18 protein-coding genes and 1 tRNA gene are annotated in these 15,333 nt (G+C 69.9%); 15 read left to right on the forward strand and 4 right to left on the reverse strand.

All coding sequences use genetic code 11. The annotated features are described in order from the left end of the window. Positions 1 to 5: 5 nt before the first annotated feature. The 5 genes from JNK12_24705 to JNK12_24725 all read left to right on the forward strand — a co-directional run bounded on the left by JNK12_24705 (position 6) and on the right by JNK12_24725 (position 2,364). A complete protein-coding gene (locus tag JNK12_24705; protein ID MBL8779148.1) occupies positions 6 to 404 on the forward strand; it encodes a PGPGW domain-containing protein in 399 nt (132 codons plus the stop codon). A gap of 64 nt (positions 405 to 468) precedes the next feature. Then, the gene (locus tag JNK12_24710; protein ID MBL8779149.1) at positions 469 to 702 is read left to right on the forward strand and encodes a hypothetical protein; all 234 of its coding nucleotides are present in this window, start codon (positions 469 to 471) and stop codon (positions 700 to 702) included. Beyond that, positions 699 to 983, forward strand: coding sequence for a CopG family transcriptional regulator (locus JNK12_24715; GenBank protein MBL8779150.1), 285 nt, complete (start codon positions 699 to 701; stop codon positions 981 to 983). The genes JNK12_24710 and JNK12_24715 overlap by 4 nt, the downstream gene beginning before the upstream one ends. 93 nt (positions 984 to 1,076) lie before the next feature. Continuing rightward, the gene (locus tag JNK12_24720) at positions 1,077 to 1,565 is read left to right on the forward strand and encodes a hypothetical protein (GenBank protein MBL8779151.1); all 489 of its coding nucleotides are present in this window, start codon (positions 1,077 to 1,079) and stop codon (positions 1,563 to 1,565) included. Between the two features lie 202 nt (positions 1,566 to 1,767). Then, positions 1,768 to 2,364, forward strand: coding sequence for a hypothetical protein (locus tag JNK12_24725; protein MBL8779152.1), 597 nt, complete (start codon positions 1,768 to 1,770; stop codon positions 2,362 to 2,364). Here JNK12_24725 and JNK12_24730 read toward each other — a convergent pair. The 3 genes from JNK12_24730 to ispH are packed head-to-tail and all read right to left on the reverse strand — an operon-like array spanning position 2,361 to position 4,434. Further along, entirely contained in the window at positions 2,361 to 2,918 is a 558-nt protein-coding gene (locus JNK12_24730; protein ID MBL8779153.1) for an HD domain-containing protein, read from the reverse strand. The two genes, JNK12_24725 and JNK12_24730, sit on opposite strands and share 4 nt — an antisense overlap. A 39-nt stretch (positions 2,919 to 2,957) precedes the next feature. Then, positions 2,958 to 3,365 carry a hypothetical protein gene (locus JNK12_24735; protein MBL8779154.1) on the reverse strand — a complete coding sequence of 136 codons (408 nt, stop codon included), beginning with the start codon at positions 3,363 to 3,365 and terminating at the stop codon, positions 2,958 to 2,960. 28 nt (positions 3,366 to 3,393) lie between these two features. Further along, positions 3,394 to 4,434 (reverse strand): 4-hydroxy-3-methylbut-2-enyl diphosphate reductase, encoded by a 1,041-nt coding sequence (gene ispH / locus JNK12_24740; protein MBL8779155.1) that lies wholly within the window; start codon positions 4,432 to 4,434, stop codon positions 3,394 to 3,396. A 62-nt stretch (positions 4,435 to 4,496) separates the two neighbouring features. Here ispH and JNK12_24745 point away from each other — a divergent pair, with 62 nt between their 5' ends. From JNK12_24745 to JNK12_24790, 10 genes are all read left to right on the forward strand, one after another. Beyond that, positions 4,497 to 5,873, forward strand: a complete 1,377-nt coding sequence (locus JNK12_24745; GenBank protein ID MBL8779156.1) for a DUF512 domain-containing protein — start codon at positions 4,497 to 4,499, stop codon at positions 5,871 to 5,873. Then, complete coding sequence (gene der / locus JNK12_24750) at positions 5,839 to 7,188, forward strand: ribosome biogenesis GTPase Der (GenBank protein MBL8779157.1); 1,350 nt, start codon at positions 5,839 to 5,841, stop codon at positions 7,186 to 7,188. Before JNK12_24745 ends, der begins: the two co-directional genes overlap by 35 nt. A gap of 62 nt (positions 7,189 to 7,250) precedes the next feature. Beyond that, on the forward strand, positions 7,251 to 8,333 hold the full coding sequence (locus JNK12_24755; GenBank protein MBL8779158.1) for a serine/threonine-protein phosphatase: 1,083 nt from the start codon (positions 7,251 to 7,253) through the stop codon (positions 8,331 to 8,333). 57 nt (positions 8,334 to 8,390) lie between these two features. Continuing rightward, positions 8,391 to 9,947 carry an acyl-CoA carboxylase subunit beta gene (locus JNK12_24760; protein ID MBL8779159.1) on the forward strand — a complete coding sequence of 519 codons (1,557 nt, stop codon included), beginning with the start codon at positions 8,391 to 8,393 and terminating at the stop codon, positions 9,945 to 9,947. A 12-nt stretch (positions 9,948 to 9,959) separates the two neighbouring features. Further along, positions 9,960 to 10,178, forward strand: a complete 219-nt coding sequence (locus JNK12_24765; GenBank protein MBL8779160.1) for a hypothetical protein — start codon at positions 9,960 to 9,962, stop codon at positions 10,176 to 10,178. A 16-nt stretch (positions 10,179 to 10,194) separates the two neighbouring features. Beyond that, positions 10,195 to 11,520 (forward strand): glycosyltransferase family 39 protein, encoded by a 1,326-nt coding sequence (locus JNK12_24770; GenBank protein MBL8779161.1) that lies wholly within the window; start codon positions 10,195 to 10,197, stop codon positions 11,518 to 11,520. An 18-nt stretch (positions 11,521 to 11,538) separates the two neighbouring features. Further along, a tRNA-Pro gene (locus JNK12_24775) sits at positions 11,539 to 11,616 on the forward strand. Positions 11,617 to 11,720: 104 nt separating this feature from the next. Further along, positions 11,721 to 12,287 (forward strand): hypothetical protein, encoded by a 567-nt coding sequence (locus JNK12_24780; GenBank protein MBL8779162.1) that lies wholly within the window; start codon positions 11,721 to 11,723, stop codon positions 12,285 to 12,287. 335 nt (positions 12,288 to 12,622) lie between these two features. After that, on the forward strand, positions 12,623 to 12,835 hold the full coding sequence (locus JNK12_24785; protein ID MBL8779163.1) for a hypothetical protein: 213 nt from the start codon (positions 12,623 to 12,625) through the stop codon (positions 12,833 to 12,835). After that, the gene (locus JNK12_24790) at positions 12,835 to 14,376 is read left to right on the forward strand and encodes an ATP-binding protein (protein MBL8779164.1); all 1,542 of its coding nucleotides are present in this window, start codon (positions 12,835 to 12,837) and stop codon (positions 14,374 to 14,376) included. Before JNK12_24785 ends, JNK12_24790 begins: the two co-directional genes overlap by 1 nt. Positions 14,377 to 14,644: 268 nt before the next feature. Here JNK12_24790 and JNK12_24795 read toward each other — a convergent pair whose 3' ends face one another. Further along, positions 14,645 to 15,118 (reverse strand): hypothetical protein, encoded by a 474-nt coding sequence (locus JNK12_24795; protein ID MBL8779165.1) that lies wholly within the window; start codon positions 15,116 to 15,118, stop codon positions 14,645 to 14,647. Positions 15,119 to 15,333: the final 215 nt, after the last annotated feature.

The raw sequence follows: 15,333 nt of genomic DNA on the forward strand, positions 1-15,333 counted from the left end.
CGGGCATGGGGGAGCCGCCCGAGCCACCGCCCGAGCACGTCCTGCGGGAGCGCTGGCGTGAGGCCGCCATCGAGGCGGAGTACGCCACCGGCAAGCGCGAGGAGACCGAGGAGAAGGCCCGGGCCCACATCGCCATCCGCCTGGCCCGCATGACCGCGGGATCCCTCCTGTTGTTGGCGGGGGTCGGCATGCTGGCCCTGCCTGGCCCGGGCTGGCTCACCATCGCCCTCGGCCTGGGCCTGCTCGCCCAGGACGTGCCGTGGGCCGAGCGCACCCTCGAGCGGGTGCGCAAGCGCCTGCCGGCGGAGGAGGACGGCCGCGTGAGCCGCCCCCTCGTCTGGGGCTCGCTCGGCGTCGCCGGCGTGTTCACCGGCGCCAGCCTCTGGTTCGCCTTCGTGGCCTGACGGCGGCGTCGGCGTCACTCACTCGACCCTGAGGCGTTTCGTAGTACAGTAATGCCGTGTGGAGATCCATCCGTCGGCCCGCCGACACGGCGTCCCGGACGCGGACACCCATCATGGCGTCGAGCACTCACTGGTGGTCGACGACCTGGGCGAGGACCCAGACCGGTGGCTCGTGATCGGCCCGGATCGAGCCGGCAACCTCCTCGAGATCGTGGTGCTCGTGACCGACGAGGACGACGAGCTGATCATCCACGCCATGCCCCTTCGATCCGTCTACCGGAGGTTGCTCGAGAAGTGACCAAACGCATGTATGGACACACCCGTTCCGGCGCACCGGTCGACGACGACCTCGTCAACCGGCTGGCCGACGAGGCAGAGACGGGATACGACGTCGACGAGATCGTGGCTCGACGGGGCCGACGTGGTCGCCCGGCGCTCGGGTCGGGGCCGTCGACCGTGGAGTCGGTGCGACTCGACCCAGAGCTCAAGGACCGTCTCACCCGGCGCGCGGCGCGGGACGGCGTTCCCGTCTCCGAGGTGATCCGACAGGCCCTCCGGCACCACCTCGAGGCAAGCTAGCTAGCTGTGCCCAGCGGGGAGAAGGGTGCGCCGTTCCGACAACATGTCCGACACCGCGATCAGCGGCGACGGCGTCACCTACCTCACGACGGGGTGGGAAAGCGCACCGACCGGATCCAAGGCCCGGGGTGGAACCAGGTACTTTCTGTTCTTCTCGTGCTCGTCTGCAGCGCCACCGGTTGTGGTGTATTGGAAGACTCGGAGCCAGGCAATCCGGACCCGTCGATCAGTCAGGAACTCGTGGAAGTTGAAGGCATCGTCACTGGTACTCTCCGTGGCGAAGCTGTCGCCAACAGCAGTTCTCGACTGATACTGGCTTGCCAGGCTCAGTCTGACGGGTTTCGATCTCAATACGCTGCGAGCCTGACCCCGAGCGCAGCCGGCAGTGATGCGCTATTTGACGAACTGACCGAGTCGCTGCGAGCGCACGGCATAGCCATTGTTACGGAACGCGAACTCGGCTCCGGTGGCGTTGAGTACAGACTCAGCGGTCAGTCGTTCCCTCTGCTCGACTTCTTCCTCGTTCGTGGCCCTCAAGGATCACTGGACTTTGAGGCGACACCGGAACACCTCGCGTGCTGAGTCGCGGGCGGGGGACCACGTCGAGGCGAGCGGGCGGTGGGGAGGGTGAGCCACTTGGGGTGATGTGAGCTCTCAGCGGGAATCCTTCCTGGTCTGTCGCTCTCAGCGGGTTTTCTTTCAGTAAGGTGGCTCTCGGAGGTTTTTCTTCCGGAATCCGATGGCCAGGCAACCCGCTACTCCATGGCCGACCACTCCCGGAGCGGTGTTCTTCGGCGACGTCGCCAGCGGCGCCACGCTGTCCCGCGCGACGAAGGCTGGCCGTATCCGGCGACTCGCGCCCGGCCTCTACTCTGCCGACCTCCACTCTGACCCGGCCGAATTGATCGCTCGCAATCGTTGGTCGGTCGTGGCGCGCTTCGCGCCCGATGCGGTCATCGCCGACCGCTCAGCCGCGGAGGGCGGCATGCCCGTAGGCGGCGTGCTCACGGTCGTCTCCAACGAGCGAACAGAGGACGTGAACCTGCCGGGCCTCGTGGTCGCCCCGCGTCCTGGCCCCGGACCGCTCGAGGACGACAGCAGCTGGCCCGGCGGGCTACATCTCACGTCGGATGCCCGCACCTTGGTCGACAACCTCGCCGTCTCGCGCGGCCGCGCCGGACGTCCGGCGCGCACGCTCTCGCTCGATGACCTGGAGGACTGGGTCGTTCGCACGGCGCAACGTCGGCCCGAGGGATGGCTCGAGTCGTTGCGGCCCCGCGCGCTCGAGCTGTGCGAAGAGCTCGGTGCTCCGAAACGGAGCGATGCGGTGGTGAAGATGATCTGCGCCGGACGCCTGGCCGCGGATCCGGAGCGCCGCTAGAACAACTTCGCCTGGGCGAAGACCTCGCGGACCATGGGCTCGAAGTGCTCGAGGGAGAGGGTGTCGTAGTCGGGGTCGAAGGCGACCTGGTCCCACTCGTCGGCGAAGCGGGCGGCGAGAGCGAAGGTCTCGGGGCTGACCTCGTCGCGGTGCTTCTCGCGGGCGTCGGGATCGCCGCCGAAGTGGTGGTAGTAGTGCCGGCCCTGGAAGTCCTGGTGGACGCGGATCATGTCGTAGACCTCAGGCCGCACGTACGGCTTGAGGATCGAAGCGGCGATCTCGGGGTGGTTCGGGACGCTGATGGCCTTGCCGATGTCATGGCACAGCGATGCGACCACGACCTCCTGGTCGGCGCCGGCGCGCTCGGCCAGGGTGGCGGTCTGGAGGCAGTGGGTGAGCTGGTCGGTGGAGAAGCCGTCGGTGATGTCGTCCATCGACCGCAGCAGGTCGAGCACGCGCTCGGCCACGCGGCCCTGGTTCTTGGCCGTCTCCGCGCCGATCACGCCCCACTGCTCGGCGGTCGACTCGTCCATGCGGGTGAAGGTCGAGGTCATGGGGCCCATCGTCCCACAGCGGCCCGGCGCCGTCACCGGTCAGCCGGCCGACAGCATGATGCCGAGGAAGAGGGCGGCGAGGGCGGTGAGGCCGCTGAGGGCGCCCCAGAAGGCCAAGGCGCCCTTCGTGTTGGCGCCGATGTGGGCGGCGGCGCTGATGCCCGACGCCGCCACCACGATGAGCTTGAGGAACAGGGTGATCTGGTACTCGATGCTGGTGTCGCCGACGTCGACGGCCACCAGGTTCCACACGCCGGTGACCACCAGCACCGCGAAGGCGGGCCAGGCGATGCGGTTGAAGCGGCGGGCCACCACCTTGGGGGCGTCGCCGCCGAGAGCCCGCAGGCTGGGGACCAGGCCGGCGAGGGTCAGCTGGCCGCCGACCCAGACCGTGGCGGCGAGGACGTGGAGGAAGAGCCGGACGGTGGTGGCGGTGACCGGGAGCATGGCCCCCAGGATGGCCGCTGGCGGGCGGTCAGCCCGAAGCGGGGAGCGCCGCCAGCACGTCGCTGGCCTTCGTCTGGCGGTCGTTCACGCCGGGGCGGTCCTGCATGGGGCCACCGAGGCTGAAGGTGGCGAAGAGGTCGATTGCGTCGATCAGGTCGCGCAGGCTGCGCGGGGGAGGGAAGTACTCGTCCTCGTCGGTGTAGCGGACCTCCTCGACGCCGTCGGTGGGCGCGAGGTGCTCGATGATGGCCTCGACCAGCTCCTCGGGGGCCGAGGCGCCGGCGGTGACGCCCACCACGCCGGCGAGGTCGTCGGGCAGCTCGTCCACGCCGTTGACCCGCTCGACCCGGGGGCAGCCGGCGTCGCGGGCCAGCTTCTCGAGCGCCCGCGTGTTCGACGAGTTGGCCGAGCCGATGACGATGGTGGCGTCGCACCGGTCGGCGATCTGGCCGAGGGCGGACTGGCGGTTGGTGGTGGCGAAGCAGAGGTCGCTGCGGCCGGGCATCCACGTCTCCGGGAACCGCGTGCGGGTGGCCTCCATGACCCCCTCCCAGTCCCGGTGGCTGAGGGTGGTCTGGGCCAGCAGGGCGACCGGCTGCTCGAACTCTGGGAGGGCCTCGACCTCGGCCTCGGTCTCGACGAGGTGGATGGCGTCGGGGGCGACGGCCATGGTGCCGACGGCCTCTTCGTGGCCCTCGTGGCCGACGTAGACGATCTGGTAGCCCTTGCCGGCACGGACCTTGACCTCGTGGTGCACCTTGGTGACGAGCGGGCAGACGGCGTCGACCACGTAGCCGCCGTTGTCGCGTGCGGCCTGGACGACCTCGGGTGCGGAGCCGTGGGCGCTCAACATGAGGGGCGACCCGGGGGGCACCTCGGCGATGTCGTCCACGAAGACCACGCCCATGTCCTCGAAGCGGCTGACCACCTTCTGGTTGTGGACGATCTCGTGGTAGCAGTACACCGGCGGCTCGAAGGCCCGCACCATCCAGGCGAGGGCCTTGATGGCCATCTCGACGCCGGCGCAGAACCCCCGAGGGGCGCAGAGCAGGACACGGTCGACGGCCATGGCTCCAGGCTACGGGGCGGGCCATCGCCTCCTGACACCGTCCCACCCATAGGCTGGATCCCATGTCGGGAGCTCGGGTGCAGGCTGTCGCGCCCGGATCGCCGGCCGAGGCCGCGGGGCTGCTTCCCGGCGACGAGATCGTCGCCCTCAACGGCGAGGCGCCGCGCGACGTGATCCAGTACCGCCTCCTGGCCGACGAGGCCGAGGTCCTCCTCGACGTCGTACGGGGCGGCCTGTCCCTCGAGCTCGAGGTGGCCAAGCCCGAGGGCATGCCCCTCGGTGCCGAGGTGGCGTCCGCGCTGTTCGACCAGGTGCGCACCTGCGACAACCACTGCGAGTTCTGCTTCATCTACCAACTGCCCCCGGGCCTGCGCGACAGCCTGTACCTGAAGGACGACGACTACCGCCTGTCGTTCCTCTACGGGAACTTCACCACCCTCACCCGCTTCACCGAGGCCGACCTCGAACGGGTCGTCACCGAAGGGCTCTCGCCGCTGCACGTCAGCATCCACGCCACCGACCCCGAGGTCCGGGCCGACCTGTTGCGCAACCGCCGGGGTGCCACCAGCCTGCGATGGCTGCGGGCCCTGCTCGACCACGGCATCACCGTCCACGGCCAGGTGGTCGTGCTGCCGGGCGTGAACGACGGCGCCGTGCTCGACGACACCCTCGCCGGCGTGCTCGACCGCTACCCCGAGCTGGCGTCGCTGTGCGTGGTGCCCCTCGGCATCAGCCGCTTCGCCCCCGAGGGCCGCATGCGCCCCCACACCGTCGACGAGGCTCGGGCCGTCGTCGACACCGTGCACGACTGGCAGGACGTCTTCCTCCGGGTGCTCGGCCGGCGCCTCGCGTTCGCCGCCGACGAGTACTACCTCATGGCGGGACGGCCCTTCCCCGACGCCGAGGCCTACGAGGGATTCCCCATGCACGAGGACGGCGTGGGGATGGCCCGCACCTTCGAGCTCGAGTTCCGTGGGCTGGTCCACGAGCCCACGGGGCCGCAGTCGGGGTTCTTCGCCGCCGTCGACGGCGCCCCCGCCGAGGGCTACCGCGCCGTGCGCACGGCCTCGTCCGGATCTTCGGGCTCCTCCGGGCTCACCATCGGACCCCGCCGCGACGCCGCCGTCGGCGTGCTGACCGGCCCGTTCGGGGCGGCGGTGCTCTCACCCCTCGTCGCCGAGCTGGACCGCGACGACGTGCGGGTGCTCGAGGTGGCCAACGACTACTTCGGCGGCAACATCGGCGTCAGCGGCCTGATGGTCGGCGCCGACGTGGGCCGCGTGCTCGCCGACCAGCCCGCCGGCCACCGCTACCTCCTGCCCGACGTGTGCCTGTCCCAGGGCCGCTTCCTCGACGGCACCACCCCCGACGACCTCCCTCGCCCGGTCGAGGTCGTCCCCACCGATGGCCTCGCCCTGCGCGCAGCCCTGGAGCGTTGACGTGTCCCTTCCCGTGGTCGCCGTGGTCGGCCGTCCCAACGTGGGCAAGTCCACGCTCCTGAACCGCATCGTGGGCCGCCGCGAGGCGATCGTCGAGGAGAAGCCCGGGGTCACCCGTGACCGCAAGGAGGTGGTGGCCGACTGGTTGGGCCGCGAGTTCCTGCTGGTGGACACCGGCGGCTGGCTCCCCGGCGGCACCGACCTCGACGAGAAGGTGAGCCGCCAGAGCGAGCGGGCCATCGCCGACGCCGACGCCGTCGTCTTCGTGGTCGACGGCGCCATCGGCATCGTCGAGGAGGACGCCCGGGTGGCCGAGCTGCTGCGCCGGTCCACCGCTCCGGTCCTGCTCGCCGTGAACAAGATCGACGACACCGGCCGCGAGCCCAACATCTGGGAGTTCGTACGCCTCGGGGTGGGCGACCCGTATCCGGTCAGCGCGCTCCACGGGCGGGGCACGGGCGACCTGCTCGACGCCCTGATCGCCACGTTCCCGCCGCCCGACCCCGAGGACGAGTCGACGGGCGGCGACGAGGAGGAGGGGCCGCGGGTGTTCGGCGTGGCCATCGTCGGCCGCCCCAACGTCGGCAAGTCCACGCTGTTCAACCGCCTGATCGGCGAGGACCGCGCCGTGGTGCACGACATGCCCGGCACCACCCGGGACTCGATCGACACGGTCGTCGACACCGGCGACGGTCCCGTGCGCTTCATCGACACCGCCGGCATGCGCCGCAAGGGCCGCATCGACGAAGGCACCGAGTACTACTCGATGGTGCGGGCGCTGCGGTCCGTCGACAAGGCCGACGTGGCCCTGTTGGTCATCGACGCCACCGTCGGCGTGACCCACCAGGACCAGCGCCTCGCCGAGCGGGTGGATGCCGCCGGGTGCCCGGTGGTGGTGCTCATCAACAAGTGGGAGCTGCTCGACGCCGAGCAGCGCGCCCAGGTGGCCTCGCAGATCGAGCGCCGCCTCCACTTCCTCGGTGAGGCCACGGTGCTGAAGATCAGCGCCCTCAGCGGCAAGGGGGTCAACAAGCTGCTGCCGGCGCTGTCCGAGGCCATCGAGGATTACCACCGCCGCATCCCCACCCGGCAGGTGAACAACGCCATCCGCTCGGCCCAGGCGGCCCAGCCCGCCCCGCACGGCGGCCGGGTGCTCTACGCCACCCAGGGCGCGGTGGACCCACCCACCTTCACGCTCTTCGCCAACAAGGCGCTGCCCCCGACCTACCTGCGCTACCTCGAGCGCAGCCTCCGCGAGGCCTTCGACCTTGGCGCCACGCCCATCAAGCTGCGGGTGCGGAAGCGCTCCGAGTGACGCCGAGCTGTAACCGCTTCTTCATTCGCCGCGGCACCCCCAGCGCTACGCTCTGAGCCTCAATGACCTCCTCATTGTTGGCGGTCGCCGCCCTGGGCTGTCTGGTCGCCGCGCTCGTCTGGGGGCGGTCCGCTCGACACCGTCACAAGGTCTGGCGCCGAGTGGCGGCCACGGGCGGCGACGCCGACGCCACCACCATCGCCCTCGGCGACTACCGCAAGGACCTCCACACCACGGTCCTGTACGTGCTGCTGGCGATCGCCTGCGCCGCCACCGCCGCCCAGCCGCCGCAACGGGTGCTGCCGGTGGTGCTCTTCGGGGCCGTGCTCGTCACCGTGGTGTTCACCTTCGCGTTCGGCCGCAACTTCGTGCGTGACGCCCGCCTCGTGCAGAGCCGCAGCGAGCTCGAACGTCGCGCTCAGGAGGTGCTGAGCCAGGAAGAGCTGGCCCCCCGCCGCTGGGCGGCCCGGTTGGCGCCGGACGACCTGCCCGAGGTGACCGGCTTCGAGCTGGGCCGGGTCTACCAGGCCGGTACGGGGTTGATGGCCGGCGACTTCTACGACGTGTTCCCGGTCGGCGCCTCGCGCATCGCCGCGGTGATCGGCGACGTCACGGGCCACGGCATCGAGCCCTCCATCACCGCCTTCCAGGCCAAGTACCTGCTGCGGGTGTTCCTGCGTCAGTTCCGCGACCCGGCCCAGGCCCTCGAGGAGCTGAACGCGCAGATGTCGGCCATGGAGCGGCCCGAGGAGTTCATCTCGCTCTGTGTGATCGTGTTCGACACCGAGGCGGGCACGCTGCGCTTCGCCTCCGCCGGGCACCCGGCGGCGTGGCTCTGGCACGACCGTGAGGTGCGACCCCTTCGCTCGACCGGCCCGCTGCTGATGCTCGACCCCAACGGCACGTTCCACAGCCGGGAGATCCCCCTCGACCCCGGCGACCTGTGCCTGCTCTACACCGACGGCCTGGCCGAGGCCCGCGACGGTGACACGCTCTTCGGTGAGGACCGCATCGCCAACACCCTCCGTCGCGACCCGGGCGTCGCGCCCGACGTGCTCTGCAAGTCCCTGTTGGAGGCGGCGCGCGACTTCTCGAGCGGTCCGCTCACCGACGACGTCGCCATCCTCGCCATCCGCCGCGAGTAGCGGCGGGCCGTTCGCTCCCTCTGGGAGTAGCGAGCGGGGCCGCCGAGCGGTCACCATTTGCCGGTGAGCGAGGCCGAGCCCAGCATCGACGACCACCGGGCCGCGGTGGCGGCGGCCACCGAACGGGCGCTGGCCGGCAACGTGGCCAAGGTGGGGGACAAGCTGGTCCGCCAGAACAAGCTCTTCGTGCGTGACCGCTTGGCCCTCCTGCTCGACGAGGGCTCGTTCGTCGAGGACGCCTTGCTGGCCAACACCTCGGCGACCGACCTCCCCGCCGACGGCGTGGTCACCGGCACCGGGACCATCGACGGTCGCAACGTCGTGGTGGTGGCCAACGACCCGACCGTGAAGGCGGGATCCTGGGGGGCGCGCACGGTCGAGAAGATGGTGCGGGCCACCGACCTCGCCCTCCAGTACGAGCTGCCCATCTTCTGGCTCATCGACTCGGCCGGCGCCCGCATCACCGACCAGGTCGAGCTCTTCCCCGGGCGCCGCGGCGCCGGGCGCATCTTCTACAACCAGGTGAAGCTGAGCGGCCGGGTCCCCCAGATCTGCTGCCTGTTCGGCCCGTCGGCGGCCGGCGGGGCGTACATCCCGTCGTTCTGCGACATCATCGTCATGGTCGAGGGCAACGCCTCGATGTACCTGGGGTCGCCCCGCATGGCCGAGATGGTGATCGGCGAGCACACGACCCTCGAGGACATGGGCGGCGCCCGCATGCACGCCACGGTTTCCGGCTGTGGCGACAACCTCGCCACCGACGACGCCGACGCCATCGAGCAGGCCAAGGCGTGGTTCACCTACTTCCCCGACCGGTGGCGCGAGCAGCCCCCTGAGTACCTCGCCGCGCCGCCGGCCCGCGAGCTGACCGCAGCCGTGGTGCCCGACGAGGAGCGCCAGGCCTACGACATGCACGACGTGATCGACGGCCTCGTCGACGCCGAGAGCTTCTTCGAGCTGAAGCCTCTGTTCGCCCCGGAGCTGATCTGCGGGCTCGGGCTGCTCGAGGGGCGGCCCGTGGGCATCGTGGCCAACAACCCGATGCAGAAGGGCGGGGTGCTCTTCGTCGACTCGGCCGACAAGGCCGCCCGCTTCGTGTGGTGCTGCGACGCCTTCAACATCCCGCTCGTGTTCCTGTCCGACGTGCCCGGGTTCATGGTGGGCAGCGACGTCGAGCGCCAAGGCATCATCCGCCACGGCGCCAAGATGGTCACCGCTGTCTCTGAGGCCACGGTGCCGAAGGTGTCGGTGATCGTGCGCAAGTCCTACGGCGCCGGCCTGTACGCCATGTCCGGCCCCGCCTTCGAGCCCGAGGCCACCATCGCCCTGCCCACGGCCAAGATCGCGGTCATGGGCCCCGAGGCCGCCGTGAACGCCGTTTTCGCCAACAAGATCGCCGAGATCGAGGACCCCGACGAGCGAGAGGCCTTCATCGCCCGCGAGCGCGCCATCTATGAAGAGGACGTGGACCTGCTGCGCCTGGCGTCCGAGCTGGTCATCGACGCCATCGTGGACTTCGGCGACCTGCGCACCGAGATCATCCGCCGCCTGGAGCGTGCCCGCACCAAGGACCGGCACTTCAGCGACCGACGCCACGGCGTCCCCCCGGTCTGAGAGGCCCCACCGATGCCGTTCTGCGAGGACTGCGACAAGTACTACACCCCGACCTCCCTCGCCGCCGGAGGCGTCTGCCCCAAGTGCGGGCGCACCCTCTACGACGACGGTGACGAGCGCGACGAGAAGACCCACATCCCCTGGCACTTCTGGCTGCTGCTGATCGCGTTCGCCCTCTACATGGGCTGGCGCCTGGTGCAGGGCGTCGGCTGGCTGGCGCAGCAGTTCTGATCGAAGGCGCCCGATGGTGACCCGCGGCGCCGGGGTGGCGGCGGCCGCGGGACGGCGGTGGCGCGACCTGGTCGGCCGCATCGACCGCGCGGGTTGGGTCCTGCTCGCCGTCACCGCCGCCGCGCTGGTGATCCGCCTCGTGGTGGCGTCCCGCCTCGCCACCGTGCGCGGCTTCCAGGACGGCGACCAGGGCGACTACCAGCTGCTGGCCTTCAACCTCATCGGGGGCAACGGCTACCGCACCAGTGGGGGGCTGACCGCATGGCGCTCGCCGGGCTACCCGGTGTTCCTGGCCTTCGTCATCCGGGCCGGCCACGCGCTGCCCTTCGAGGCGTCGATCCGGGGGATCGTCGGCGTGGCCCAGGCCTTCGTCGGGGCGGGCACGGTCCTGCTGACGGGCCTGTTGGGCCGCCGCCTCGGCCGACCGAAGGCGGGCATGGTCGCCGCGGCGGTCCTGGCGGTGTGGCCGAGTGTGGTGCTGCTCACCGCGATGGTGCTCACCGAGACGCTCTTCACCTTCCTGCTCGTGGCCGCGGTCCTGGTGGCGGTCTGGGACGAGGACCCGGGCCGTCGACGATGTCTGGCGGCGGGCGTGCTCCTCGGTGCGGCCACGCTGGTGCGACCGGCGGCGCTGCCGGTGGCGGTGGTGCTCGTGGGCTGGCTCATCGTGCGCTTCGCCACGCCGGGGGCCCGCCGGGTGGGGCTGCGCCGGGCGGGCACGCTCGTCGCCGGCATCGCCGTCGTCCTTGCGCCCTGGGTGTTCCGGAACTACCTCGACCTCGGGGCGTTCGTGCCCACCGACCTGCACGGCGGCTACGCGCTGTGCCAGTCGAACCGCCCGGGCGCGGGCCCGCAGGACCCGGACGACCCGGCCTGTCGGGTGGAGGGTGCCGACGAGGTGCGCAACGACCGCATCCTGCGCGACCGGGCCCTTCGCTGGATGGTCGAGCACCCCGACAGCGCCTCGTGGCTGGTGGTGCGCCGGGCCGGCGTACTGTTCGGGGAGGACGGCGACGTCGTGGTCGAGCTCGTCGACCCGCGTGCGCCGGACCCCCGATTCTCCGAGGCGGCCGCCTACGACCTGACCCGGCTCAGCAACCGCTGGTGGTGGGTCGTGTTCCCCGTGGGGGCGGTGGGCACGGTGCTGTTGCTGCGGGACCGGCGCAGCCGGGTGGTGGCGCTGGCCTTCCTCGCCGTGCTCGTGCTCCCGCTCCTGGTGACCGTCTCACCCCGCTTCCACCAACCCGTCGCGCCCCTGTTGGCTCTCGGGGTCGGCGCCGTCGCCGAGGCGGCATGGCGGCGCCTCCGTCGGGGTTCGAAGGTCGCGGCCGACTCCCGATAGAGTCTGTCCCTCACCAGACGGGCTGTGGCGCAGCTTGGTTAGCGCGTCGGTCTGGGGGACCGAAGGTCCCGGGTTCAAATCCCGGCAGCCCGACCAACCACCGCACGGGATCCCGGCCTTCGGGCCGGGTCCCAAGCGGGGTCGATGTCAGCGCTTTGTCAGCGCCGTGGGCGTGATCGATGACAGGGGCCGGTGCGGCGGTGAGTCGAGATGATCTGATTGAACGGCGAATGGCACTGCTAGGTGGGCTCTACGACGCCGTCGATGGGGACCGGCTCCAAGAGGTCAGCTGGGATCGCCTCGGCTCCCAGATCGGCATGGACGCCAAGGAAGCCGATCGAACGGCGCGTTGGCTTATCGACCGCGACCTTGCAGGCATGATGTCGATGGGCGCCTCGATGCACATCACCCCGGCCGGGATGGACGCTGTCGAAGAGTGGCGCGCCCACGCCGCCAACGACGAGGACCTGACTGCTCCTCATGGCGCCGTGCTGACCACTGAAGAGACGCGGGTTGTTGAGCCGCTGATCCGGGCTCTCCAAATGCTCGTCGAGCAGGAGCGTGAGCGCCTCGGGCAGTCCCTCGCAAACGACCTCGAAGCTCAAGCGGCGACCCTCAACGCTCAGATGCACTCACCGAGCCCGCGGCGCTCCGTCGTGGCCGCTGTCGTAGGGTCGATCAAGTGGGCGGCCGACGGCGCCGGGCAGACCGTGATGGGAGCTGTCGCCATGGCCGCGATCGAGACGGCCTGGGGACTGCTCCACTAGCCGCAGACCTGGCCGGGCGCTATATCGATCAGCTGGTGAACGGAGGGGGGATCTGTCCATGACGGACTTCGCTCGGCGGGAGCACATCAGTCCGAAACGATCGCCGCCCGAATCGCCAGCTTGCGGGGAGGGCCGCCTATCCAAGGCCGTCGAGCGCCGCACGGGAAGTCATAAGGGCACTGACACCGCTGGATCTCGCTTCCCTCTGGGGACAACAGTTCTCTAGCTAGGTGACCTCGTCCGAAGTGGGCGTATCGCCTGGATGGCACCTCGGCGTTCGGATGACGCTAGGACTCCACCATCTGAGCCTCAGCGGCCCCTAGCGTCGACACTCGATGGAACCTCGCGTGGACGTTGACCTGCTCGTTGGCGCCGAGGAGATCCCTGCCCGGCTCGGCCTCCGCCGCTACCAGCGGGCCTATGAGTTCCGAAGCCGCCACGAGGACTTCGCGGAGCCCCTCGTCAGGTTGAAGCGAACGATGGTGCGGTACTGGCCCGACGTCGAGCGGTGGGCCAGATCCACGGGACGACCCAAGGGCCGCCGGTGATGCGCCTTCGCTCCGAAGCAGACCTCGACTCGCTCGTTGACGCTGCAATCCCAGAGGGACAACGGCTCGAGTACAAGAAGGAACTCCACCTCGAGCAGCGAGTCCAGCGACGCGAAGCACTAAAGGACCTCACGGGCATGGCGAACGGCGGCGGCGGCACTGTGGTCTTCGGCATCGGGGAAACTGACCAGGCCCCGCCCGTAGCCGGCGAGGTCAGTCCGCTCGAGGACGCCGCGCTGGTCGGCCGTCTCGAGGACATCGTGCAGGCCGGCACTTCGCCGCCCCTACTGGTCGAGTACTCGCCGGTGCCCTGCGCTGCGGGTGGATTTGTCCTCGTGGTCGATGTCGAACGGTCACCGCTCGGGCCCGTGATGGTTGAGGGCTACGGAGAGGCGAGATACTTCAGTCGAACCGGAAGCCGTACAGCCCCGATGAACGAACAACAGGTCCGAGATGCCTACGCCCTCGCGCTCAGGGCCTCGGAGCATCGGCCCCGAATCTGGACCGAGCACCATCTTCCGATGGCTGCTGGGGACTACGAGGGCGCTTGGTGCATCGTTTCGGCGCTGCCGCAGGAGCCGTTGCACGAGATCTTCGACCCGGGGAGGCTCACCCCTGAGGACATGGTCCCGACCGATGGCCCAGCGGCAGCTCATCTCAACATGTGGGGAATCGACAGCACGGCTCGGAGGATGCTCCGATGGGCACAGGGGTTCGCAGGCGATGACCGGGCGCGTCCCGACTTCCACCCGACGTCGCTCCTCCGCCTCCACCGCGACGGCGCCGCCGGGCTCGGTGTCGGCCTCGGCCCCCGGCTGTCCACGCACATCGTCGCTCGAGCCGCTCACGCCCATCTCCTCTACCTGGCCTGGTTCTGGTCGACGTTTGACCTCCGAGGACCCGCTGAGATCGACGTAGCGCTCGTTCGCCTTGACGACGTCACTCTCGACTACGGGCACATGTTCGGCGACGAGCGGCTGGTCACCCAACCCGAGGGACTGTCGGTGCCCGAGGTCCGGATGAGGGCAGAAGTCCAGCCAGGAGCCCTCGCCCAAGCGAGGCCCCGACACCTGTTGGTCCGACAGTTCACCGACCGTGTCCACCATGCGTTTGGTCTGTTCAACTCGTCGGCGATGTTCACTGCTGGCCAGCTCTACGGCGCCGACGGATGGGCTGAGCACTCACTCACCGAGGGCGCTCTATGGACGGCACAGCCGGCACAGTGCGCTTGGCGGTACACCGACGGGTCCGTGCGGCGCGTTCATGACTCCCACCTGATTGGGTGGGCTGGCGAGGGCGTGCTGACTGATATCGACGGCGACACCGTGGCAGTTGTCGAACTGGCCACGGGACCAGCGCTTCCGGCGGACTACGTCGCCCGTCAACTCACGCAAGACCCTCGTGCCCGAGTTCTAGGTGACGGCGTCAAGACGGCGCAGCAGCCACCTTTCGATGAGCAGCCACCGGACCCAAGCGGAAGATGGAGTTCCACGACGCTGGCAGAACTCTTGGACGTGCGCGCAACGCCTCCACCTAGCTGAGAACACACGAACGCCTGGATGACGGGCGTAGACAGCGCAACCCTGAGTAACCGCGGTCGGCGGCCCGGCGAGCTGAGCTAGCTTGATGGGGGTTCGCTCGCTCTCACCAACTGCGGCCCACGTACGTGAACGGTCTTGCGGGCGAAGGTCCCGGGCTCAATCCCTGCAGTTCGACCAGGAGGAATCGCACGTCAGAGGCCGGAGACGACCTCTGACCTCCGCATGGCGGACGGGCCGCCAGCCGTCGGCCCGTCGTGAGATGAGGCGCTCAGGTCTGGGTCACGCCCGGAAGCTGATCAGCGGCCCAGACGAGGACGGCCAGGCCGCGTCCCTGCCCGTTGCCGTGTAGGTGGGTGCCGGCCGGTCCTGGCTGGAGGGTCAGCGTGAACGGCTCGTGTCTCGTCGACTTCGCCAGGAGCAGATAGAGCAGGCCCGGCAGGAGGCCGAAGAGGAACAGAAGGCACCCGATCCCAGCAGAGGGTCCCTGTTCGGTGACGACGTAGCCGGTCACGGCGGACGGAGACTGGCCGGTCACGATCGCGCCGGCGCTCGCGAGGAGCCAGGCCACATGCTGCGACGCCGAGACTGGGTCGAGCGTCGTGACCTTGCCGGTGGGAGCAACAGGCTGTGCCGGCCACTGCGTGCCGGGAGCGATCGGGGTAGGCGTGGCGATCGGTTGCGGTGGGTACCAGCGGCTGTCTGACGCCTGCCACCAGGTCGGGTCCTGTGGGTAGTCGCTCACAGTCTCAACTCCGTTGATGCTCCATCGCCCAAGGCGATCGCGCAGGCATTCCCTGACCTCGGAATCTCATCTGTGGGTCTGCCGCGGGTTTGGTTGACATCTCATGTGTGGGGCTGCGCCCCGCGGAAGGATGGATGCCATGCCCAAGAAGTTCCCGCCTGAGTTCAAGGCTGACGTGGTGATGGTCGCCCGGCGGGGCGATCTGACCCACGCGG

The organism is Acidimicrobiales bacterium, from assembly GCA_016794585.1.
In the GTDB taxonomy this organism is placed as follows: Bacteria; Actinomycetota; Acidimicrobiia; order Acidimicrobiales; family DATDAH01; genus JAEUJM01.